Source organism: Variovorax sp. GW821-FHT10D07, from assembly GCF_059415325.1.
In genome coordinates this window covers 224,336-245,844 of the sequence record NZ_JBWKMZ010000011.1, presented here as the reverse complement: position 1 = coordinate 245,844, position 21,509 = coordinate 224,336, and the positions used below count along the sequence as shown (strand labels likewise).

Genomic DNA, 21,509 nt, shown 5'->3' with positions numbered 1-21,509 from the left:
GCGCCGTCCTGCCATCGCTCTGCTATGTTCATTCGCGCGGGCACCATCCCGCGCCCTTTTCAGATCCGACACCGATCCAGACCATGGCCACCTCCCGCAAGCCGACAGACACCCCACCCACCGGTTCCCCTGCCCTGCAGCGCCCGCCTGCCGAGATCCAGTACGCCGCGCAGATCGCGCAGCTGCAGGCGCAGGACAAGGACCCGCGCCCGCCGGGCTGGGCCATGAGCCTGAAGGCCGCGCGCGCCTTCATCCTCGGCGATGCGCAGCTGGGCATCGCGCCGAAGATCGTGGCGCCGGTCGCGAGCATCGAGCGCATGCTGGTCACCCTGGCCACCGGCCGCGGCCTGATGCTGGTGGGCGAGCCGGGCACCGCGAAGTCGATGCTCTCGGAACTGCTGGCGACCGCGATCTCGGGCGTGTCCACGCTGACCATCCAGGGCGGCGCCTCGATCACCGAGGACCAGATCAAGTACGGCTGGAACTACGCGCTGCTGATCAACGAGGGCCCGAGCCCGCGCGCGATGGTGCCGGCGCCGCTGTACATCGGCATGCAGCAGGGCCAGGTGGTGCGCTTCGAGGAAATCACGCGCGCGCCGCTCGAGGTGCAGGACTGCCTGCTGGGCATGCTGTCCGACCGCGTGATGGCCGTGCCCGAGCTCTCGGGCGAGCATGGCATGCTCTATGCGCGCGAGGGCTTCAACATCATCGCCACCGCCAACACGCGCGACCGCGGCGTCAACGAGATGAGCGCCGCGCTCAAGCGCCGCTTCGACTTCGAGACCGTGTTCCCGATCCTCGACTTCGAGCGCGAGCTCGCGCTGGTGCGCGAATCGTCGGCGCGGCTGCTCGCGCAGAGCGGCATTCCGAAGACGGTGCCGCAGCCGGTGCTCGAGCTGCTGGTGGCCACCTTCCGCGACCTGCGCGGCGCGCCCGCTTCCTCCGAGAAGAACGGCGGCGGCAGCGACGCCGCGATGGACCGGCTCACGGCCGTGATGTCGACCGCCGAGGCGGTCAACGTGGCGCACGCGGTGGGCGTGCGCGCCTGGTTCCTCGAGCAGCGCGAGGGCTCGCCAGCAGACCTGGTCGACTGCATCGCGGGCACGGTGGTCAAGGACAACGCCGACGACCGCGCCAAGCTGCGCCGCTACTTCGAGCAGAAGGCGGCCAAGCGCAGCGGCGAGCACTGGCGCGCCTACTACGAGGCCCGCCACCGCCTGCCCTGAGATGAACGCGCCCCACATCGTCGGCGTGCGCCACCACAGCCCCGCCTGCGCGCGGCTGGTGGCCGAGCGCATCCGCGCGCTGCGCCCGGCCCATGTGCTGATCGAAGGCCCGGCCGACTTCAACGCGCGGCTCGAGGAGCTCTACCTGCCGCACCGGCTGCCGGTGGCGATCTACAGCTACCTCTCGGCCGGCGAGACGCACCACGGCTCGTGGTCGCCGTTCGCCGAGCACTCGCCCGAATGGCAGGCGCTGCAGGCCGGCCGCGAGGTCGGTGCCGAAGTGCGCTTCATCGACCTGCCCGCCTGGCACGACGCCTTCTCGCGCATGGAGAACCGCTATGCCGACGTGGCCGACACCCAGCACGAGGAACGCGCCGCGGCCTACGAGCGCGCGCTGACCGAGCAGCTCTCGGTGCAGGGCCGCGACGCGCTGTGGGATCACCTGTTCGAGGACGGCTGCGACAGCGCCGAACTCGCGCAGCGGTTGTCCACCTACTTCGAGCACCTGCGCGGCGAGGACCCGGGCTCGCTCGGCAACCAGGCGCGCGAGACCATGATGGCGCGCTGGATCGCCTGGGCCATGGCGCAGCCCGCGGTGCAGGCCGGCGCGCCGGTGCTGGTGGTCTGCGGCGGCTACCACGCACCCGCGCTCGCGCGCTTGTGGCCCGGGCTGCCGGCGCAGATGCCGGAGACGCCCGAACCCGAGGTCGAGGACACGCCCGATGCCGGCCCAAATGCCAGCGACCAGGACACCGTGGTGCGCTACGGCTCCTACCTCGTGCCCTACACCTTCAAGCGGCTCGATGCCTTCGCGGGCTATGCCTCGGGCATGCCCTCACCGGCCTACTACCAGTGGATGTGGGAGCTCGGCCCCGAGGGCGCCGCGCACCGCGCGCTGCAGCAGGTGATGCAGCGGCTGCGCGACAGGAAGCTGCCGGCCTCCACCGCCGACCTGATGGCGGTGCACCTGCGCGCGCAGGGCCTGGCGCGGCTGCGCGGCCACGAGAAGCCGCTGCGCTCCGACTGGCTCGACGCGCTGGCCGGCGCGCTGGTCAAGGAAGCGCTGGACGCGCCGCTGCCCTGGACCTACCGTGGCCCGATGCGCCCCGGCACCGCGCCGGTGCTGGTGCAGGCGATGGACGTGCTGGCCGGCGACATCGCGGGCCAGCTCGCCGACGGCACACCGCAGCCGCCGCTGGTGAAGTCGGTGCGCGACGAGCTCGCGGCGCACGGCATCGAGCTGCGCGGCCAGCGCAAGCTCGACCTGCTCGATGCCGCCGACCGCGCGCGCAGCCGCGTGCTGCACCGTCTCGCGCTGCTGCGCCTGCCCGGCGTGGTGCGCAGCCAGGGGCCGAAGCTCGCGATGTCGGGCGAACGCACCGAGGTCTGGACCCTGGGCCAGCCCTTCGAGCAGCAGGCCGCGCTGATCGAGGCCGGCGCCTGGGGCGCCAACCTGCACGATGCGGCGCGCGCGCGGCTCGAGGACGAGCTGCGCCATGCGAAGGGCCGCATCGGTCCGCTGGCCGAGGGCCTCAACCAGGCCGCCTGGGCCGGCCTGCCGGCGCTCAGCGGCGCGTTGCTGCGCGAGCTGCAGCAGGCGATGGCGCAGGAGCCGCGCTTCGAGGCCATGGGCCCCGCCCTGGCGGTGATGCATACGCTGCTGCGCCACGGCCAGTTGCTCGGCATGGCCGACGCGCCGGTGCTGCGGGTGGCGATCGAGGCCGGCTTCGACCGCGCGCTGTGGTTGCTCGAGCCGCCCGCCGCGATCGCGCCGTCCGACATCGACGCGCACCTGCAGGGCCACCTCGCGCTGCGCCGCATCGTGGCCGACGTGCTGGCCGACCGCGAGGACGCGGCGCAGGCCGAGCCGCTCGACGTGGAGCCCGCGCGCGCGCTCGCCGTGTGGCAGCGCAAGGCGGCCGATGCCGGCGCGGCACCGCTGAGCCGCGGCGCGGCGCTGGGCGCGACGCTGAGCCTCGCGCACCGCGTGCCGCAGGCCCCGCAGGCCGGCGTGGCCGATGCGATGCAGCTGCTGCACGCGATGCCCGCGCCGGTGCTCGGCGATGCGCTCACGGGCCTGCTCGCGCTGGCGCGCGAGACGCTGTCGTCCGAGCCCGCCTTCGCCGCCGGCATGGACCGCACCGTGCAGGCACTGGACAATGCCGACTTCGTGCGCGCCATGCCGAGCCTGCGCGCGGCCTTTGCCTGGCTGCCGCCGCAGGAGCGCGGCCGGCTCGCCGACCAGGTGCTGGCGCTGCACGATGCCACCCACCTGTCGCGCCGCGCGCTCACGGCGCGGCGCGAGGGCGAGGCCGCGCCCGAGGCGCTGGCCGCGGCGCGCGCCGCCGAGGACGCGGCGATCGCGCGCCTGGCCGGCTGGGGCCTGAGCCTCGATACGGAAGAGCAGCCATGAGCCTCGACATCCCCGATCCGCTGCAGCGCTGGCGCCTGCTGCTCGGCGATCCGGCCGAGCGGGCCTGCGGCGGCCTGAGCGCCGAGGCGCAGGCCGCCGACGCCGCGCTCGACTGGCTCTACGGCCGCGATGGCGACCGCGCCGAGCGCGGCGAACGCAGCGCCGGCCTCGGGCCCTCGGCGCTCAGCACGCCCGACTGGATCAACGCCATCCACACGCTGTTTCCCAAGGAAGTGATCGAGCGGCTCGAGCAGGACGCGGTGGAGCGCTACGGCATCGACGAGGTGGTGACCAACCTCGAGGTGCTCGAGCGCATCGAGCCTTCCGAATCGCTGCTGCGCGCCGTGCTGCACACCAAGCACCTGATGAACCCCGAGGTGCTCGCGGCCGCGCGCAAGCTGGTGGCCGAGGTGGTGCGGCGCATCATGGAGAAGCTCGCGACCGAGGTGCGGCAGGCCTTCAGCGGCAGCCGCGACCGGCGCCGGCGCTCGCGCATGAAGGTGGCGCGCAACTTCGACTTCAAGCAGACCCTGGCGGCCAACCTGCACCGCTACGACCCGCAGCGGCGCAAGCTCTACGTGGAGCGGCCGGTGTTCATCAGCCGCACCAAGCGCCATGCCGAACCCTGGGACATCATCCTGCTGATCGACCAGAGCGGCTCGATGGTCGACTCGGTGATCCACAGCGCGGTGATGGCCGCCTGCCTCTGGCAGCTGCCGGGCATGCGCACGCGGCTGGTGGCCTTCGACACCGCGGTGGTCGACCTCACGGCCGACGTGTCGGACCCGGTCGAGCTGCTGATGAAGGTGCAGCTCGGCGGCGGCACCGACATCGCGAAGGCCGTGGCCTATGCGCAGTCGCTGGTGGCCAATCCCGCGAAGACCATCGTGGTGCTGGTCAGCGACTTCTACGAAGGCGGCAGCCCCTACGAGCTGGTGCGCCGCGTGAAGGCGCTGGTGGAGGCCGGTGCCAAGGTGCTGGGCCTGGCCGCGCTCGACGCAAAGGCCGAGCCGAGCTACGACCGCGAGATGGCCGCGCGGCTGGTGCGCGAGGGGGCGCAGATCGGCGCCATGACGCCGGGCCAGCTCGCGGGCTGGCTGGCCGAGAAGGTGCAGGCATGACGGCGGCGCGCGGCGACCTGCTCGAACTCACGCCCGAGGCGCTGACCGCGCTGGCCAACGCGGGCTTCGTGAAGCGCGCGCAGAAGGACGTGGCGGCCGGCCTGCTGCCGCTGCTCGAGACCGCCGACGACGGCACGGTGAGCGCGCGCTTCGACGACGGCGTGCGCACCAGCCTGCCGCCGGGCCGCACCCTGCGCGATGCGCAGTGCAGCTGCCCGGCCAGCGGCATGTGCCGGCACCGCGTGATGCTGGTGCTGGCCTACCAGGCGCAGGCGGCGAGCGCCGCGCCCGCGCCCTCGGCCACGCCGGCGGAGGACGAGGTCGACGCCTCGGCCGCGGGCGGCGAATGGAGCCCGGCCCATTTCGACGATGCCGCGCTCGCCGCGAGCTTCGCGCCCTCCGTCATCGAACAGGCCCAGCGCCTGGCCGCCGCGCGGCCCGTGGTCGCGGTGCAGGCCTGGCGCAGCGCGAGCGCGCCGCCGATCGCGCGGCTGCCGATGTGCAGCGTGCGCTTCTTCTCGCGCAGCTCGCTGGTGCATGCGCGCTGCGACTGCAAGCAGGGCAGCGGCTGCGCCCACGTGGTGGTGGCGCTGTGGGCCTTCCGCCAGGCCGGGCCGCTGGCCGCGGGCTCGCCCGAGCGCATGGTGGAGGTGCACGCGCCGGCCGACGGCGACGCGGCCGGCGACGGCCACCGCCCCGCCGCGCTGATGCAGGGCGAGGCCGCGCGCGCTCTGCAGGCGCAGCTCGAGGCACTGAGCCTCTCGCTCTGGCTCGATGGCTCGAGCCAGCCGCTGATGGCGCTGGCGGCGCGCTTCGAGGCCGCGCGCGAGCAGGCGCGCGCGCTGGGCTGGCGCTGGGTCGAGGACGGCATCGACGAGCTCTGGCTGCTGCTGCAGGCGCAGCAGGCGCGCAGCAGCCGTTTCGATCCGCGGCGGCTGCTGCACGTGATGGCCGAGCTCTGGGCGCGGCTGCGCGCGGCGGCCCATGCCGACAGCGCGACCGGGCCGCCACCGCTGCCCGCGAGCCAGATCCTCGGCGTGGGCGTGAAGGGCGAGGTCGCGCTCGACCACCTGCGGCTGGTGTCGCTGGGCGCCGAGCTCTGGTCCGACGAGAGCGGCGAAGGCGCGAGCGTGATGTTCGCCGACCCCGACACGCAGGCCGTGACCGTGCTCGAGCGCCAGTGGTCGCGCGCCGACGATGCCACGGCCGGCGGCACACCCGCCAACCTGCTGGGTCGGCGCGTCGCGGGCTTTCCGCTGCGGCAGCTCGCGAGCGGGCAGGTCATCACCAAGACCGCGACCCGGCGCGCCAACGGCCAGATCGACATCGCGCCGGGCGCGCGCCAGACCGGCGTGATGCCGCTGTCGCCGAAGTCCTGGGACGACCTCGTCGCGCCGCTCAAGCAGCCGAGCGTGCAGGCCCTGGTCGCGCACCTGCGCGAGACGCCGCCCGACTTCGTGCGGCCGCGCCAGGCGGCGAGCGGTGCCGCGGCGGGTGCCTCGGGCCAGTTGCATGTGGCGGCCTTCGAGCACATGGCGGTGCTGGCCAGCCACTGGGATGCGGCGGCGCAGGTGCTGCATGCGCGCATCGGGCGCGCGGCGGACGAAACGGAAGCCGACGCGCCTGCCGATGAAGTCCCGCCGCTGCACCTCGCCCTGCCCCATCGCGCGGCCGCGCCCGGTGCCGTCGACGCGCTCGCGCGCGCGCTCGCCGGCGAATGGGGCGCGCTGCGTGCCGTGGCCGGCAGCGTGCGGCTGCAGGACGGAGAGCCCGTGATGCAGCCGACGGCCCTGCTGACGGTGCAGCGCGCCGTGGTGCTGCAGGCCGAGGCACCCGCGCCGCAACCGCTGCCGCTGCAGGGCGAACACGAGGAGCCGCCCGCGCTCAACGCGCTCGCCACCGACACGCTCGACCTGCTCGCGCTGTGGCTGCGCCAGGGCCTGCGCCACCAGGGCGGCGGCGCCGCCTCGCGCGCCGAGACGCAGGCCGCGCAACTCGAACGGGCCGGGCTCGCGCGCAGCGCCAGGCTGCTGCGCGGCGTGCTCGGCCAGTTGCGCGCGGCACAGCGCGGCGCGCTGGTGGGCCGGCTCGCGCTGCTGAGCCTGTGGATGCAGGGCGTGGGGCAATAGCCCCGTTCGCGCGCTAGACAGCGCAGCAGTTGCGGTATTCGAGCGCCGTGCGCCGCTCCACCTTCTTGAAGGTGTCGGCGAAGTGGCTGGGACTCGCGAAGCCGCAGCGCAGCGCGATGTCGGTCACCGGTAGCCGCGTGAGGTGCAGCATCTCCTTCGCATGCTCGATGCGCGCGCGGATCAGGTACTGGTGCGGCGTCACGCCGGTGCTGCGCTTGAAGGCGCGCAGGAAGGCATACGGATCCATGTCGAGCAGCGCGGCCAGCGCGGTCAGCGACACGCCGATCTCGAGCCGGCCGCGGATGTGCTCCTTGACGCGATCGAGCGCGGCCTTCGACAGCAGGCCCTCGGCCTGCGCCTCGCTGGCCGCGGCCGTGTGCGTCTGCCGCAGGTGCGCGAGCAGCGCGATCAGCAGCGTCTCGCCATAGCCGGGCCCCTCGGGCTGGCCGGTCTTCGCATCGGCATGCAGCGCGAGCAGCAATTGCGCGATCAGCGGGCTCGACACGTTGCAGCAGGGCACCAGCGCGCGGTCGCCGCCATCGCTTTCGCCGGCATTCTGGAAGTGGCGCGGATCGATGCTCAGCGTGAGGGCCTCGCACGGGTCCCAGGTGCGTCCCTTGATCTGCGCGCCGGCCGGCAGGATGCTGATGCCCAGCGGCTGCGCGGTCGCGGACCAGAAGCGCTCGTCGTGCAGGCGCATCTCGAAGCGCGTGGGACCGCCGAGGTTGACCGAGACGCAGTGGCGGATCAGCCCGCCCTCGACGTTGTCCATCGGGTCGGCCTCCTCGTGCTCGAGGAGCATGCCTTCCCAGCGGGCCTCGAAGAGAAGCCTGCCGCAGCCGCGGTCGATGCCGACCGGCTGGCCGCGGCCTTGCACGCGCTGCCGAACGCCCATGGCCTGGTCCTTGTGGTTGTATGTTGTCTCCGGGCGGCGATGGTTTGCGAGCGGACTTACAGCGCGCTGACGGGTCGCCGACGCGGCGCCGCTGCAATTTTCCGGAAGCCGCACCGCCGCCGCGCGGGGCCGGCGCGGCACGCATGCGCCTGCAATTCCCCGGAAGCGCCGAAACGCCCTGCCGCGAATACTTCTCCCACACGCAACGAAGCGCGGCGGCCTGCGCCGCGCGAACGGTGCGTGGATCACAACAACGGAGACACGCAGGAATGAAACGCGCAAGACTCATCGGCGCCGCCGCCTCGGCGACGGCACTTCTCATGGCATGCGGTGGCGGCAGCGGCGGGGGCGCGGTGCTGCCCATCCTGCCGCCGCCCAGCAGCGTGGCCGAGCCGCCCGCGCCACCGCCGCCACCCGCGGGTCCGCCGCCGCTCACGGTCGCGAAGGCCGTCTGCACCGAAGGCGGCACGCCCGAATCGGCCCTGCAGGGCCAGGTGCCGGCGGCGATGCGCCAGGGCTTCAAGGGCTTCTCGTGCAACCTGCAGTTGGTGGGCCAGTTCGAGGGCGAAGGCGGCAACTGGTCGGCGGCGTCGTTCCGCGATCCCGGTGGGCGCACCTGTGCGTACCACGCGACCGCATACCCCGTGGGCTTCGATGGCAAACCGCGCGGGCGCGTGAACCCCGGCGTGCCGGTGATCGACATCACCGACCCGGCCAAGCCCTGGCGCAGCATGTCGCTCACCACGCCCGCGATGCTCGATCCATGGGAATCGCTGCGCGTGAACGCGCGGCGCCAGCTGCTGCTGGCCGACAACGGCAACAACGGCAGCGTCTTCGCCGGCTTCGGCGGCGCGGAGATCGACATCTACGACCTGTCCGCCGACTGCCGCACGCCACAGCTGCTCGCGAGCATGGAGGTGGGCACGGGCAAGGACGGCGGCATCGTGCCGCCCGAAAGCCCCAAGGGGCACGAAGGCAATGTGTCGCCCGACGGGCTGACCTACTACATCGGCGACATCGCGACCAGCCGCTACCACGCCGTCGACATCACGAACTCGACCAAGCCGCGCATGGTGGCTTCGTTCGACATGAAGAGTGTGGACCTCGGCGGCACGCACGGGCTCTCGGTCAGCGAGGACGGCAAGCGCGCCTACGTGGTGTCGACAAACATCCCGACGGCCAGCGAGTTCCTGGACCCCGACGCGAAAACGCGCAACGGCTTCCTGATCCTCGACACCTCCGAGGTACAGGCGCGCGTGCCCAATGCGCAGATGAAGGTGATCTCGGCCACCACCTTCAAGGACGGCAGCGTGGCGCAGCACACCATTCCCGTGACCATCGGCGGCAAGCCCCATCTGGTGATGGTCGACGAAGGCGGTGCCGCGGGCCTGAGTGACACGGCCAACGTCAAGCTGGCCTGCGAGGCGAAGATGGCGCCCTACCCGATGGCGCGCATCTACGACATCAGCGACGAGAAGAAGCCGGTGCTGGTGTCGAAGCTGATGCTCGAGACCCACGATCCCGCCAACTGCGACAAGGTGCTGCCCGACATCGCGGGCCTGTCGACCTTCACCTACGGCAGCCACTACTGCTCGGTCGACAACCGCAGCAACGGCACCGCGCTGGCCTGCTCGTATTTCAACTCGGGCGTGCGCGTGTTCGACATCCGCGAACCCGCGCGGCCCAAGGAGATCGCCTACTACAACCCCGCGGGCGCGACCGTGCCGCGCGCCGGTTCCTTCCACAGCCAGCTGTCGGTGGCCGGCAGCGGCGGGCCCGACTGGTGCGCGTCGCGCGCGGACTTCGATTTCGATCGCGGCCTGCTCACGACCATGTGCCAGGACAACGGGCTGCTGGTGTTGAAGTTCGCGAAGAACACCTGGCCCTTCTCGCAAAGCACGCCTTCGACCTTGCAGAACTGACGACGGATGGCGCGCGGCCATTGCAATTCGATGAATTGCAATGCCACGCGCATTCGTGATTGCATTTCTCCGCAATGGACAATGAGTCGTTGTTCGACTCTTCCATTGCAGACATGAAGAAAGCGCGCCTTGCCCTCCTTGCATCCATTCCCTTTCTCTTCTCGATCGCCACATCGGCCAGTGCGGCCGACGACCCGGGCATCGTCGGCCGCTGGAAAAGAACGAAGGACAACGGCGAGTGGGTCGTGTACGACTACAGGCGCGACGGGCGTCTGTTCCGGGCCACGCCTTCGCACGCCGAGCCGGTGCCGTTCGGCCGCTACAGGCTGGCCGGCGACGTCATCCACTTCGAGGATTCGCCCGAGCACTACACGCCGGTGCGCTTCGTGGTCGAGACGGGCAGCTGCAGCGGGCACACCGGTGCGACCTTGTTTCTCCACGACCAGGCCACGGGGGCCGCGTATGGCTGTTACTTCAGGATCGACCCGGCGCCTGCCGGGGATGAGCGTCGAGACATATCGCGCATTAATTAATGCTAGTAATTCAATAACAAATAATCCGAAACATCATCGTCATCCCTTATTCCTGCTCGCTATCGCAGTAAGAGTGCAGTAAGTGCCGATCTCAAGACTCCCCTGGAACCGGGCGCGATTCCCAATTCATGCGCATTCGAAGACGCAGTGCCCGGCTCATCGAAGGAGACAAACCATGAGATTCCAGGGACGACTTCCTGCCGTCGCCACCGTCGTGGCCACGGCATTCCTCGCAGCCTGCGGAGGTGGGGACGGCGGCACGGCGGTGCTGGCGTTTGCGCCGCCACCGTCACTGCCCACGGGCATCGGCGAGCCGCCGGCACCACCACCGGTCGCCGAAGTGCCGCCACCGCTCACGGTGCCGAAAGCCGTGTGCGCCGAGGGCGACGTTCCCGAATCGGCCTTGCAAGGCCAGGTGCCCGCAGCGATGCGGCAGGCCGGGTTCAAGGGCTTCTCGTGCAACCTGAAGCTGGTGGGCCAGTTCGAGGGCGAAGGCGGCAGCTGGTCTTCGGCCTCGTTTCGCGATCCCGGCGGGCGCACCTGCGCCTACCACGCGACCGCGTACCCCGTGGGCTTCGATGGCAAACCGCGCGGGCGCGTGAACCCAGGCGTGCCGGTGATCGACATCACAGACCCGGCGAGGCCCTGGCGCTCGATGTCGCTCGCCACGGCCGCGATGCTCGATCCCTGGGAATCGCTGCGCGTGAATGCGCGGCGCCAGTTGCTGCTGGCCGGCAATGGCCGCAACAGTCGCCTCGGCGGCCCGGAGATCGATGTCTACGACCTCTCGGCCGACTGCCGCACGCCGCAGTTGCTCGCGAACATGGAGGTGGGCACCGGCAAGGACGGCGGCATCCAACCGGCCCAGGGCCCGAAGGGACACGAGGGCAATGTCTCGCCCGACGGACTGACCTACTACATCGGCGACATCGTGGCCCGGCGCTACCACGCGGTCGACATCACGAGCTCGACCCGGCCGCGCATGGTGGCCTCCTTCGACATGGCGCCCTCGGGCCCGGTGACCTCGCACGGCTTGTCGGTGAGCGAGGACGGCAAGCGCGCATACGTGGTGTCGGTCGGCGCCCCCCAGCCCGGCGAGGTGCTCGATCCCGATGCGCAGACGCGCAACGGCTTCCTGATCCTCGACACCTCCGAGGTGCAGGCGCGCCTGCCCGATGCGCAGATGAAAGTGATCTCGGCCACCACCTTCAAGGACGGCAGCGTGGCGCAGCACACCATTCCCGTGACCATCGCAGGCAAGCCGCACCTGGTGATGGTCGACGAAGGCGGCTCGGCGGGCCTGAGCGAGACCGCCAACGTCAAGCTGGCCTGCGAGGCGAAGCTTCCTCCCTATCCGATGGCGCGCATCTACGACATCAGCGACGAGACCAAGCCCCTGCTGGTGTCGAAGCTGATGCTCGAGACGCACGATCCCGCCAACTGCGACAAGCTGCTGCCCGATATCGCGGGCCTGTCGACCTTCACCTACGGCAGCCACTACTGCTCGGTCGACAACCGCAGCAACGGCACGGCGCTGGCCTGCTCGCACTTCAACTCGGGCATGCGCGTGTTCGATATCCGCAATCCCGCGCGGCCCAAGGAGATCGCGTACTTCAACCCCGCGGGGACGACGACCACACCCGCGGGCTCCAACCACCTCCAACCGCGCGCGGCCGGTGTCGCCAGCCCCGACTGGTGCGCCTCGCGCGCGGACTTCGACTTCGAGCGCGGCCTCTTGACGACCATGTGCCAGGACAACGGCCTGCTGATGCTGAAGTTCGCCCAGAACACCTGGCCCTTTGCGCAGAGCACGCCTTCCACGCTACAGAACTGACGATGACGCGAACACTGGATCGACATCTGCGCGCATGGACGGCCGCCGCCGCCATGCTGGCGAGCGCCCTGCCCTTCAACGCCGCCGCCTGGGAAGCCGACGTGCATTTCGGCCTCACGCGCTGGCTCGCGGTGCAGGCGGGCTTCAGCGCGCCGCAGGCCGATGCGATCGCGACCGGCAACCAGCGCGTGGACTTCGGTGCGATGGAGACCATGCTGCTCGTGACCGAGTACGCCTGCACCGGCGCCGATGCCGAGGGCCGCGCGGAGGCGGCACGCGCGGCGCGGCGCCTGCACGCCCCCGGCGGCGGCGAGGCTTCGACCGAGGCACTGCGCACGCTGCTGCGCGATGCGGGGCCGAAGGCGGGATTGCTGCTGCTCAAGTTCGGCGAGGCGCTGCATCCGCTGCAGGATGCATCGGCCCATGAAGGGACGGACGCGGCCGGGATCGGCGCGCCCGCCATCGCGGGACTGCCCTGCGACCTGCCGTCGATGACCGTGTCAACGGGTGGCGAGCAGGCCCATCGCGCCGACCTCACCGCGGCGCGCCCGGCCGCCGCGCTCGCGATGGCGCGCGCGAGCTTCGAATGGCTGCAGCGCTATCCACCGATCGCGGACGCAGCGCGCGTGGCTGCCGACTGGCCGCGCGTCGAGGCACAACTCGGTGGCTTCGTGACGGCGTCCACCAAGGCGGCGAAGGCCGCGTGGTTCCGCGAGCACGGCATGGAGGACACGGGCTTTCTCGAAGGCATCAGCCTGCCCGATGGCGCGCAGCCCTGGACCGCGACCTGGTCCGGACGCCGGCTGCCGCGGCTGCAGGCGGCGGCCTCCACGCAGCATGGCGTGCCCGAGGAGGTGCGCCGCTTCTTCGACGACTTCTTCGCGGCCTGGCTCGGCGACGGCGACCCTGCCGCCGCGCTGGGCCTGGCCAAGGGCGAAGGCACGCCCGCGCAGCGCGATCTCGCGGCGCGGCTGCGCCTGTGGCGCCTGCACGATCACGGCGCCGCGGCCGCGCTCGCGCATGCGCCGTCCGCGCTCACGCGCGCGCAGCTGCAGCGCGTCGATGCGCTCGCGCGCGACCGCGCCGCCTACGCGCGCTATCCGCGGCTGGCCGATGCCTTCTTCCCGCTGATGGCGATCGAGTCCTATGCGCCGCCGCTGCTGCCCTACATCGTGCGGCCGCTGCCCGCGCTCGCGGACGGCGAGGCCCGGATGCTCGCGATCGCGAAGCTGCGGCACGCGCCCTACGACGAGCTGCTGCTGGTCGCGCAGCGCCGCGCGGGGCGTTGGTCGGTGGTATCGCTGCAGGGCGTGAGGGACCACTGATGACGATGGATGCGGTGCAATGGATCGGCCGGCATGCGGTCGCGCTGATGCTGATCGTTGGATGGGCCGCGCTGGCGGGCCTGCTCGCGCTCGGGCTGGAGCGCGCGGACCGCGATGCGCGCTTTCTCTACCTGGTGGAGACGCAGGTCTGCCATGTGCCCGGGGCGGAGGCACCGCCCCTGGCCTTGTCGGCCGTAGCCCGCGTTGCCGACCCGCGGAAGGCTTCTCGCTGATGCGTTCGCTCGTCCGCTGGCGCCCCACCCTTCTTCTCGCCGCCGCGACCGTGCCGGGCCTCGCATGCGCCCATTCCTTCGGCGTGCAGTACACGCTGCCGGTGCCGTTCTGGATGTATGCCTATGGCGCGACCGCGGCGCTGGTGCTGTCGTTCGTGATCGTGGGGATCTTCGCGGCCGTGCCGCCCGCGCGGAGCGATACCTCGCCGAACGCGCGCCGCGTGGGCACGCATGTCTTCGTCCCGGCTTTCGTCGTGCATGGCCTGCGCACCCTGTCGGTGGCCCTGCTCGTGCTCACCATCGCCTGCGGCTTCCTCGGCACCGACAACCCCTTCCGCAACCTCAACATGACCCTGTTCTGGATCGTGTTCGTGCTGGGCCTGACCTATGCCACCGCGGTCGTCGGCGACCTGTTCGTGTTCTGCAACCCGTGGCGCGCGCTCTGCGAACTGCTGCGCGCGCGTTGCGGCATGCGCTTCGGCGGACGCATCGCCTATCCCGCGTGGCTCGCCTACTACCCGGCGCTGGCGCTCTACATCGCCTTCATCTGGATCGAGCTGTTCGGCCACAGCACGCCGCGGCAACTGGCGCTGATGCTCACCGCCTACACGCTGCTGACCGTGGCGATGGCCTGGCTCTTCGGCAGCGCGGCCTGGTTCCGGCATGGCGAGTTCTTCGGGTTGTTTCTTTCGCTCGTGGGCCGCATGGCACCGATCGCCTGGCGGCGCGCCGGCTGCCGCGGCGTGGCGCTGCGCTGGCGCCTGCCGCTGTCGGGGCTGCTCGAGCGCCATCCGACGCATGTGAGCCTGGTGCTGTTCATCCTGTTCATGCTCTCGTCGACCGCCTACGACGGCGCGCACGAGACCTGGCCCTGGAGCCGGCTGTTCTGGAAGACCCTCTATCCGCTGGTCGAGCCGGTCGTGAAGGCCCACAGCGCGCAGCCCTATGCGACCGCGGCCAGCCTGTTCCATGGCTGGCAATGGCTGGCGCTGTGCCTCTCGCCCTGGGCCTATCACGGCGTCTACCTGTTCTTCCTCGCGCTCACGCGGCGCGTGGCGGCCTCCGAGCTCTCCACGCGCGAGCTGGCCTGCCGCTTCGCGCTCACGCTGGTGCCGATCGCCTTCGTCTACCACGCGACGCACTACTACACGATGCTGTGGTCCCAGGGCGCGCAGCTGCTGCCGCTGCTGTCCGATCCGCTGGGGCGGGGCTGGAACCTGTTCGGCACGGCACGCGCCGCGATGCCGCCGCGCATCATCGATCTCAACATCGTCTGGCACACCCAGGTCGGGCTGATCCTGGCCGGGCACATCGCCAGCGTGGTGCTGGCCCATGCGGAAGCGCTGCGGATCTTCCGCCACACGGGCCGCGCGCTCGCGAGCCAGGTGCCGATGCTGCTGCTGATGGTCGCGCTGACGGCCGTGGGGCTGTGGATTCTTTCGCTGCCGCTGGCGGGATAGGCGCCGCGTCCTTTTTCATTTCCCCCTGGATCCGCCCATGAAATCTTCACTGGTCTACGCCTTCGGCGGCTTCGCCATCGTCGCGCTGATGGCGCTCGGCTATCTCGCGGCGCGGCCGTCGACCGACCCGGCCACGTCCGCCGCGGCCCCTTCGCGCACCGGCACGCAGTTCGAGGTGCGGATCGGCGCGGCCGCCGAGGCCGAGGGCACGCCGCTGCCGGTGCTGCCCGTCACGCGCGGCGACATCGTCTCGATCGCCGTGAGCTCGGCGCAGGCCGGCCAGCTGATGATCCACGGCTACATGCAGGAGATGGTGCCCGTGGCCGCGGGCCAGACCGCCACGCTGCGCCTCGCGGCGCTGCATGCCGGGCGCTATCCGCTGCACCTGCATGGCGACGACCAGAGCCACCGCGAAGTGGCCATTCTCGAGATTCGGCCGTGACGCCACGGCGTGTTGGCATACTCGGCCCCCATGACGGTCGAAACGGTGGGCGGCGAGCGCCCCTATGTCATCGAAGTGCAGGGAGAGGAAGTCACCGTACAGGACACGATGGTGGCCGGCTTCACCTATCGCATCCAGCTCGAGTCGCAACTCGGCACCTCGGCGCGGGTGGTCCAGTGCTTCAAGGCCTGGACCCGGCTGCAGCGCGAAGGCGCCGCGAATCTGCAGGGACCGGAACTGGAGCACGCGGCCGCCTGGCTCGAGGCGCATCGGCAGGCGCGCTGGCAGGCAAGGCGCTTCTTCCTCGTGCCGAGCGCGAAGACCTTCGTGCTGCGGCTGCGCGAACAGCCCAAGCGCTGAGCGGGCCGGCGCCGGACTGGAGGGGGTGTTTGGTGCCGCTTGTCCGAATCGAACGGACGACCTTCCGCTTACAAGGCGGGTGCTCTACCAACTGAGCTAAAGCGGCCGAAAAGAAAAATCTGCAGCGGATTCTAGTGGGGTGCCCACCAGGGTCCGGAAACGGGCGCGTCGTGCAGGCCTGGGCCGGTTACTTGACGCGCTTGAGCGAAGGCCGTGCGCCGCCGCCGGCTGGAGGGCGCGGCGGTTCGTCGGTCGGGTCGGCCTCGGGGCCATCGCCGATGTCGGTCACGTCGCTGCCCGCATCGTCGGCCGTCACCAGGTGCACGACCCGGTTGGCCTCGCTCTCGCTGCCGCCGCGCGAGGCATCGCGCAGCGCCGAACGCACCGGGCTCGCCGGCGCCGGCACGCCCGTGGCGGCTGGCGAGTCGAGTCCCATGCCGGTGTCGGCCGCGGGAGGCGGTGCGGGAAAGGCCATGCCCTGGCCGTTCTCGCGCGCATAGATCGCGATCACGCGGCCCACGGGCACGCTGATCTCGCGCGCCGTGCCCGCGAAACGGGCCTTGAACTCGATGAAGTCGTTGCCGAGCTTGAGCGAGCTGGTCGCGTCGAAACTGATGTTCAACACGATCTCACCATTCTTCACGTACTCGCGCGGCACCTGGACGGTGTCGTCGACCTGCACGGCGACATAGGGCGTGAACCCGTTGTCGGTGCACCATTCGTACAGCGCCCGGATGAGGTACGGGCGGGTGGAAGACGACTCGAGCGCGTTGATCATGAAAAATTTTCTACCGTGCAATCGCAAACGTCGGACTTTTCGCGAAACACCGCGGAACCGGCTTGGCCGGGCCGCAGGTGTTGCCCCCGGAAGGGGGTTGGCGAAGCGACACGAAGTGCGCGAAGCCTGGGGGAGAGCCTGTTACTTGCGCATGACCTTTTCGGAAGGAGTCAGCGCTTCGATGTAGGCCGGGCGCGAGAAGATGCGTTCGGCGTACTTCAGCAGCGGCGCGGCGTTCTTGCTGAGGTCGATGCCATAGTAGTCGAGGCGCCACAGCAGCGGCGCAATGGCCACGTCGAGCATGGAGAAGTTGTCGCCCAGCATGTACTTGTTCTTGAGGAACACGGGCGCGAGCTGCGTGAGGCGGTCGCGGATGTGCGAGCGTGCCTTTTCGAGCGCCTTCTCGTTGCCCTTGGCGGTGCGGTTCTCGAGCGTGGACACGTGCACGAACAGTTCCTTCTCGAAGTTGAGTAGGAACAGGCGCACGCGCGCGCGGTCGACCGGGTCGCCGGGCATCAGCTGCGGATGCGGGAAGCGCTCGTCGATGTACTCGTTGATGATGTTCGACTCGTACAGGATCAGGTCGCGCTCGACCAGGATCGGGACCTGGCCGTACGGGTTCATCACGCTGATGTCTTCAGGCTTGTTGTAGAGATCGACATCGCGGATCTCGAAGTCCATGCCCTTCTCGAACAGCACGAAGCGGCAGCGGTGGGAAAAGGGGCAGGTCGTACCTGAATACAGCACCATCATGGCGAAAGACTCCTAAAAATCAAAAAGAGTGGGTTGCGTTGGCAACCCACTCCACGGGACCGGCGCACTTGACGCTCCGGTCGGCAAGGATGGAACTACTTGACGTCTTTCCAATACGAGGCGTTCAGTCGCCACACGAAAATCACCGACATCGACAGGAACAGCAGCACCCAGACACCGATGCGGATGCGCGTGTTCTGCGCGGGCTCGGCCATCCACTGCATGTAGCTCACCAGGTCGCCCACGGCGGTGTCGAACTGCAGCGGGGTCATGGTGCCGGGCGTGACCTGTTCCCACTTGCCGGTGAACACATCGGCCTCGTGGCCATGCTGCTCGACCTTGGCGTGGATCGGACGGCGCTCGCCCTGGAGCTCCCACAGCGGATTGGGCATGGCCACGCTCGGGAATGCGAGGTTGTTCCAGCCGGTCGCCTTGGTGTCGTCGCGGTAGTAGGTGCGCAGGTAGGTGTAGAGGTAGTCCGCACCGGTGCCGCCGTGGCCGGCGCGCGAGCGTGCCACCAGCGTCAGGTCGGGCGGCGTGGTGCCGAACCATTCCTTGGCCTGGCGCGCGTCGATGTTGGCCTTCATGGTCTCGCCGACCTTCTCGGTCGTGAACAGAAGGTTGTCCTTGATCTGCTGCTCGCTGATGCCGATGTCCTGCAGGCGGTTGAAGCGCATGAAGGCGGCCGAGTGGCAGTTGAGGCAGTAGTTGACGAACAGCTTGGCGCCGTTCTGCAGCGCGGCCACGTCGTTCGTCTTGTTCGGGGCCTTGTCCCAGGCGAGGCCGCCGGATTCGGCCGAAGCGGCTGCGGAGAAGGTCAGGCCCAGTGCCAAGCCCAGGGCCGCGAGCCAGCCGGAAATGCTTTTCTTCATCGTGTGTCTCTCGAGCTGTCTTGCGCTTTTCAATGGGCGGCGAAGGTCACGCGGTCGGGCACGGTCTTGAACTCGCCCTTGCGGCTCCACCACGGCATCAGCAGGAAGAAACCGAAATAGAACAGCGTGCCGATCTGCGAGATGGTCTGCGCGATGTCGAGCGCGAACGAGCCTATCACGAGGTTGCCCCAGACGCCGGGCGGCTGGATGCCAAGGTAGCCCAGGATCAGGAAGAAGAAGACGAACACGCCGTACACGTACTTGTGCCAGCCCGGACGGTAGCGGATCGACTTGACTTCGCTGTGGTCGAGCCACGGCAGGAAGAACAGGATGATGACCGAGCCGCCCATCACGACCACGCCCCAGAACTTGGCGTCGAAGGTCTTGAGCAGGAAGATCGCCACGGCGGCCACGACGATGATCGCGACCTTGAGCGCCACGCCCGACTTGCCCTTGACGAAGTTCCAGATCGCGGCCGCGCCGATGATCAGCGCGAACACGTTGACCATGTCGTCGGTGGTCGCACGCAGCATCGAATAGAACGGCGTGAAGTACCAGACCGGCGCGATGTGGTTCGGCGTCTTCAGCGAATCGGCCGGGATGAAGTTGTTGTACTCCAGGAAGTAGCCGCCGGCTTCGGGGGCGAAGAAGATCACCGCCGAGAAGATCGTGAGGAACACCACCACGCCGAAGATGTCGTGCACCGTGTAGTACGGGTGCGACGGGATGCCGTCGAGCGGATGGCCGTCGGGACCGCGCTTGGCCTTGATCTCGATGCCGTCGGGGTTGTTCGAACCCACTTCGTGCAGCGCGATCAGGTGGGCCACCACCAGGCCGAGCAGCACCAGCGGCACGGCGATCACGTGGAAGCTGAAGAAGCGGTTGAGCGTGGCGTCGCTCACCACGTAGTCGCCGCGGATCAGCAGGGCCAGGTCAGGACCGATGAACGGGATGGCGGCGAACAGGTTCACGATCACCTGGGCGCCCCAGTAGGACATCTGGCCCCAGGGCAGCAGGTAGCCCATGAAGGCTTCGGCCATCAGGCACAGGAAGATCGCGCAGCCGAACACCCAGATCAGCTCGCGCGGCTTGCGGTAGCTGCCGTACATGAGGCCGCGGAACATGTGCAGGTAGACCACCACGAAGAACGCTGACGCGCCCGTCGAGTGGATGTAGCGGATCAGCCAGCCCCATGGCACGTCGCGCATGATGTACTCGACCGATGCGAACGCCTGGTTCGCGTCGGGCTTGTAGTGCATGACGAGGAAGATGCCGGTGACGATCTGGATCACGAGGACCAGCATCGCCAGCGAGCCGAAGATGTACCAGAAGTTGAAGTTCTTCGGCGCGTAGTACTTGCCCCACTGATCGTTCCAGAGCTTGGTCAGCGGAAAACGGTTGTCGACCCAGTTCAACAGCTTGGCGCTGGCCGGGGCGTTGGGGGAGATTTCGTGGAATTCAGCCATGTTCTTCTTCTGCCTCAGGCCTTCTTGGAGTCTTCACCGATCAGGAGCTTGGTGTCCGACAGGTACATGTGCGGCGGCACAGGCAGGTTGTCGGGCGCGGGCTTGTTCTTGAAGACGCGGCCGGCCAGGTCGAACGTGGAACCGTGGCAAGGGCAGAGGAAGCCGCCTTCCCAGTCGTTGGGCAGCGAGGGCTGCGGGCCGGACTGCAGGCGGTCCACCGGCGAGCAGCCGAGGTGGGTGCAGATGCCGACCACGACCAGCACGTCGGGCTTGATCGAGCGGTGCTCGTTCTGGGCGTACTTGGGCGTGAACTCGTCGGGATGACGCTTGGACTGCGGGTCCGCGAGCTGCGCATCGAGCTTCGGCAGCTCGGCGATCTGCTCCGGGGAGCGCTTGAGGATCCAGACCGGCTTGCCGCGCCACTCGACGGTGACTTTCTCGCCGACCTTCAGGCCGGAGATGTCGACCTCGACGGCAGCGCCGGCGGCCTTGGCCTTTTCGGAGGGCTGGAACGTGCTGACAAAGGGAATCGCGGTGGCCACGCCTCCCACTGCACCGGCACAGCCGGACGCGATCAACCAGGTCCGCTTGCTTGTGTCGATCCGGGGGGAGCCGGCGGTCATGTCACTCATGGGGATCCTCTATCTTCTTCGCTGGAGCAGGGTCAACCGACGATTGTAGCGGGGCGCAACGTGCGAATTCAACGGTTGCAAGACCGCGCGGTCGCGCGAATGACGCTCCGATCCGACATCGGCGGGGCGCCGTCCGCGTGTCATCGACGCTTCGTCGATGGACGGAACGAGCGCGCGCGAAAGCGCCCGCGGCTTGGGACCGCGGGCGCTTCACGAGGGGAGATTCAGTTCAGCAGGCCGTGCTGCATCGCTTCGCGAACGGCTTGCGTGCGCGACTTGACCGCGAGCTTGCGGTAGATGCTCTTGGCGTGGAACTCGATCGTGTTGATCGAGAGGTAGAAGGCCTCGGCGATCTGGCGATTGCTCCAGCCCTGCGCGATCAGGTTCAGCACCTTGAGCTCGCTGACCGAGAGCACCGACTTCGGCGCTTCGGTTTCGGCGGCGGCCGACGGCACCTGCGTGCTGCTGCTGGCCGGCGCGCGGCGCGCGGTGCCGAACATGCGCTCGAGCACGCAGCGCGCGACGCGGGGGTCCATGGCCGCACCGCCGCGCTCGAGCGAGCGCAGCAGGAAGACCAGCTCGGTGTCGAGCGCATCGGTGAGCAGATAGCCCGCCACACCGGCCGAGACCGCGGCGCGCACGCGCTGCGTATCGGGCAGGGCCGAGACGGCGATGCGCTCCATGTGCGGATGCGCTTCGCGCAGATGCAGGATCGTCGAGACACCGCCGTCCTCGGGCAGGTCCATGCCGACCAGCGCCAGCGAGCAGGAACTGCGCGCCAGGATCTCGCGAGCCTGGGCACACGAGCGGGCGACCAGCACGCGGGCCCTGGGCTCGAGCACCGACACCACGCTGCGCAGACGTTCGGTCACCTGAAGATCGTCATGGACGATCAGCACGCTCTGGAACTTCGAATTCCTCGCCATCACGCTGGCGTCGGTCTTTTCCAACAGAATTTCCACCTTGAGTCTCCCGGTGCGGCAACTGGGTTGCGGGTCTGAAAAAAGTTAACGTTGGTTTACGCAAACGCAGGATCGATGCCTGCGCAGGGCGCCGGAGCCAGCAACCCGTACCCAGGAGAACTAAGCGGTTGATTTCATTGGCCTTTTTTGAGG

General features: G+C 69.5%; 19 protein-coding genes and 1 tRNA gene. 12 read left to right on the top strand and 8 right to left on the bottom strand.

Annotated elements, in window-relative coordinates:
• Positions 1 to 83 precede the first annotated feature (83 nt).
• From AC07PU_RS28800 to AC07PU_RS28785, 4 genes are read left to right on the top strand one after another with little or no spacing between them, the layout of a single operon-like run.
• Positions 84 to 1,226: an ATP-binding protein gene (locus AC07PU_RS28800; RefSeq protein WP_093351842.1), complete on the top strand. Its 1,143-nt coding sequence runs from the start codon at positions 84 to 86 to the stop codon at positions 1,224 to 1,226.
• A gap of 1 nt (position 1,227) precedes the next feature.
• A complete protein-coding gene (locus tag AC07PU_RS28795; RefSeq protein ID WP_495321784.1) occupies positions 1,228 to 3,639 on the top strand; it encodes a DUF5682 family protein in 2,412 nt (803 codons plus the stop codon).
• A complete protein-coding gene (locus AC07PU_RS28790) occupies positions 3,636 to 4,760 on the top strand; it encodes a VWA domain-containing protein (RefSeq protein WP_057596088.1) in 1,125 nt (374 codons plus the stop codon). Before AC07PU_RS28795 ends, AC07PU_RS28790 begins: the two co-directional genes overlap by 4 nt.
• On the top strand, positions 4,757 to 6,889 hold the full coding sequence (locus AC07PU_RS28785) for a YehQ family protein (RefSeq protein ID WP_495321783.1): 2,133 nt from the start codon (positions 4,757 to 4,759) through the stop codon (positions 6,887 to 6,889). Before AC07PU_RS28790 ends, AC07PU_RS28785 begins: the two co-directional genes overlap by 4 nt.
• Before the next feature lie 13 nt (positions 6,890 to 6,902).
• Here AC07PU_RS28785 and AC07PU_RS28780 read toward each other — a convergent pair whose 3' ends face one another.
• On the bottom strand, positions 6,903 to 7,784 hold the full coding sequence (locus AC07PU_RS28780) for a helix-turn-helix transcriptional regulator (RefSeq protein ID WP_495321782.1): 882 nt from the start codon (positions 7,782 to 7,784) through the stop codon (positions 6,903 to 6,905).
• Between the two features lie 269 nt (positions 7,785 to 8,053).
• Here AC07PU_RS28780 and AC07PU_RS28775 point away from each other — a divergent pair, with 269 nt between their 5' ends.
• The 8 genes from AC07PU_RS28775 (at position 8,054) to AC07PU_RS28740 (ending at position 15,893) form a co-directional block, all read left to right on the top strand.
• Complete coding sequence (locus AC07PU_RS28775; RefSeq protein ID WP_495321781.1) at positions 8,054 to 9,706, top strand: LVIVD repeat-containing protein; 1,653 nt, start codon at positions 8,054 to 8,056, stop codon at positions 9,704 to 9,706.
• An 89-nt stretch (positions 9,707 to 9,795) separates the two neighbouring features.
• On the top strand, positions 9,796 to 10,239 hold the full coding sequence (locus tag AC07PU_RS28770) for a hypothetical protein (protein WP_495321780.1): 444 nt from the start codon (positions 9,796 to 9,798) through the stop codon (positions 10,237 to 10,239).
• A 175-nt stretch (positions 10,240 to 10,414) separates the two neighbouring features.
• Positions 10,415 to 12,073 (top strand): LVIVD repeat-containing protein, encoded by a 1,659-nt coding sequence (locus AC07PU_RS28765; protein ID WP_495321779.1) that lies wholly within the window; start codon positions 10,415 to 10,417, stop codon positions 12,071 to 12,073.
• A gap of 2 nt (positions 12,074 to 12,075) precedes the next feature.
• On the top strand, positions 12,076 to 13,398 hold the full coding sequence (locus AC07PU_RS28760) for a hypothetical protein (RefSeq protein ID WP_495321778.1): 1,323 nt from the start codon (positions 12,076 to 12,078) through the stop codon (positions 13,396 to 13,398).
• The gene (locus AC07PU_RS28755) at positions 13,398 to 13,631 is read left to right on the top strand and encodes a hypothetical protein (RefSeq protein ID WP_495321777.1); all 234 of its coding nucleotides are present in this window, start codon (positions 13,398 to 13,400) and stop codon (positions 13,629 to 13,631) included. Before AC07PU_RS28760 ends, AC07PU_RS28755 begins: the two co-directional genes overlap by 1 nt.
• Positions 13,631 to 15,091 (top strand): hypothetical protein, encoded by a 1,461-nt coding sequence (locus tag AC07PU_RS28750; protein WP_495321776.1) that lies wholly within the window; start codon positions 13,631 to 13,633, stop codon positions 15,089 to 15,091. Before AC07PU_RS28755 ends, AC07PU_RS28750 begins: the two co-directional genes overlap by 1 nt.
• Before the next feature lie 37 nt (positions 15,092 to 15,128).
• Complete coding sequence (locus AC07PU_RS28745; protein ID WP_495321775.1) at positions 15,129 to 15,533, top strand: hypothetical protein; 405 nt, start codon at positions 15,129 to 15,131, stop codon at positions 15,531 to 15,533.
• Positions 15,534 to 15,563: 30 nt separating this feature from the next.
• Positions 15,564 to 15,893: a hypothetical protein gene (locus AC07PU_RS28740; RefSeq protein ID WP_093351860.1), complete on the top strand. Its 330-nt coding sequence runs from the start codon at positions 15,564 to 15,566 to the stop codon at positions 15,891 to 15,893.
• A gap of 30 nt (positions 15,894 to 15,923) precedes the next feature.
• On the opposite strand, the gene AC07PU_RS28735 is transcribed toward AC07PU_RS28740, so the two are convergent.
• From AC07PU_RS28735 to AC07PU_RS28705, 7 genes are all read right to left on the bottom strand, one after another.
• Positions 15,924 to 15,999: transfer RNA gene (locus AC07PU_RS28735), tRNA-Thr, on the bottom strand.
• A gap of 81 nt (positions 16,000 to 16,080) precedes the next feature.
• Positions 16,081 to 16,671, bottom strand: coding sequence for a ClpXP protease specificity-enhancing factor (locus AC07PU_RS28730; protein WP_495321774.1), 591 nt, complete (start codon positions 16,669 to 16,671; stop codon positions 16,081 to 16,083).
• 141 nt (positions 16,672 to 16,812) lie between these two features.
• Positions 16,813 to 17,424: a glutathione S-transferase N-terminal domain-containing protein gene (locus AC07PU_RS28725; RefSeq protein ID WP_057596959.1), complete on the bottom strand. Its 612-nt coding sequence runs from the start codon at positions 17,422 to 17,424 to the stop codon at positions 16,813 to 16,815.
• A 95-nt stretch (positions 17,425 to 17,519) separates the two neighbouring features.
• Positions 17,520 to 18,296 carry a cytochrome c1 gene (locus AC07PU_RS28720; protein ID WP_203204672.1) on the bottom strand — a complete coding sequence of 259 codons (777 nt, stop codon included), beginning with the start codon at positions 18,294 to 18,296 and terminating at the stop codon, positions 17,520 to 17,522.
• A gap of 29 nt (positions 18,297 to 18,325) precedes the next feature.
• Positions 18,326 to 19,762: a cytochrome b gene (locus AC07PU_RS28715; RefSeq protein ID WP_208511608.1), complete on the bottom strand. Its 1,437-nt coding sequence runs from the start codon at positions 19,760 to 19,762 to the stop codon at positions 18,326 to 18,328.
• A 14-nt stretch (positions 19,763 to 19,776) separates the two neighbouring features.
• Positions 19,777 to 20,394, bottom strand: coding sequence for a ubiquinol-cytochrome c reductase iron-sulfur subunit (gene petA, locus AC07PU_RS28710; protein WP_093351864.1), 618 nt, complete (start codon positions 20,392 to 20,394; stop codon positions 19,777 to 19,779).
• Positions 20,395 to 20,618: 224 nt separating this feature from the next.
• Positions 20,619 to 21,344: a response regulator transcription factor gene (locus tag AC07PU_RS28705; RefSeq protein WP_256222900.1), complete on the bottom strand. Its 726-nt coding sequence runs from the start codon at positions 21,342 to 21,344 to the stop codon at positions 20,619 to 20,621.
• Between the last annotated feature and the right edge of the window lie 165 nt (positions 21,345 to 21,509).

What these genes read in the sequence shown, in the direction of transcription:
- AC07PU_RS28755 (WP_495321777.1), top strand. Translation starts at nt 13,398, where the DNA reads ATGACGATGGATGCGGTGCAATGGATCGGCCGGCATGCGGTCGCGCTG.
- AC07PU_RS28795 (WP_495321784.1), top strand. Translation starts at nt 1,228, where the DNA reads ATGAACGCGCCCCACATCGTCGGCGTGCGCCACCACAGCCCCGCCTGC.
- AC07PU_RS28750 (WP_495321776.1), top strand. Translation starts at nt 13,631, where the DNA reads ATGCGTTCGCTCGTCCGCTGGCGCCCCACCCTTCTTCTCGCCGCCGCG.
- AC07PU_RS28730 (WP_495321774.1), bottom strand. Translation starts at nt 16,671, where the DNA reads ATGATCAACGCGCTCGAGTCGTCTTCCACCCGCCCGTACCTCATCCGG.
- AC07PU_RS28715 (WP_208511608.1), bottom strand. Translation starts at nt 19,762, where the DNA reads ATGGCTGAATTCCACGAAATCTCCCCCAACGCCCCGGCCAGCGCCAAG.
- petA (WP_093351864.1), bottom strand. Translation starts at nt 20,394, where the DNA reads ATGAGTGACATGACCGCCGGCTCCCCCCGGATCGACACAAGCAAGCGG.
- AC07PU_RS28725 (WP_057596959.1), bottom strand. Translation starts at nt 17,424, where the DNA reads ATGATGGTGCTGTATTCAGGTACGACCTGCCCCTTTTCCCACCGCTGC.
- AC07PU_RS28785 (WP_495321783.1), top strand. Translation starts at nt 4,757, where the DNA reads ATGACGGCGGCGCGCGGCGACCTGCTCGAACTCACGCCCGAGGCGCTG.
- AC07PU_RS28780 (WP_495321782.1), bottom strand. Translation starts at nt 7,784, where the DNA reads ATGGGCGTTCGGCAGCGCGTGCAAGGCCGCGGCCAGCCGGTCGGCATC.
- AC07PU_RS28790 (WP_057596088.1), top strand. Translation starts at nt 3,636, where the DNA reads ATGAGCCTCGACATCCCCGATCCGCTGCAGCGCTGGCGCCTGCTGCTC.
- AC07PU_RS28720 (WP_203204672.1), bottom strand. Translation starts at nt 18,296, where the DNA reads ATGAAGAAAAGCATTTCCGGCTGGCTCGCGGCCCTGGGCTTGGCACTG.
- AC07PU_RS28800 (WP_093351842.1), top strand. Translation starts at nt 84, where the DNA reads ATGGCCACCTCCCGCAAGCCGACAGACACCCCACCCACCGGTTCCCCT.
- AC07PU_RS28760 (WP_495321778.1), top strand. Translation starts at nt 12,076, where the DNA reads ATGACGCGAACACTGGATCGACATCTGCGCGCATGGACGGCCGCCGCC.
- AC07PU_RS28745 (WP_495321775.1), top strand. Translation starts at nt 15,129, where the DNA reads ATGAAATCTTCACTGGTCTACGCCTTCGGCGGCTTCGCCATCGTCGCG.
- AC07PU_RS28740 (WP_093351860.1), top strand. Translation starts at nt 15,564, where the DNA reads ATGACGGTCGAAACGGTGGGCGGCGAGCGCCCCTATGTCATCGAAGTG.
- AC07PU_RS28765 (WP_495321779.1), top strand. Translation starts at nt 10,415, where the DNA reads ATGAGATTCCAGGGACGACTTCCTGCCGTCGCCACCGTCGTGGCCACG.
- AC07PU_RS28775 (WP_495321781.1), top strand. Translation starts at nt 8,054, where the DNA reads ATGAAACGCGCAAGACTCATCGGCGCCGCCGCCTCGGCGACGGCACTT.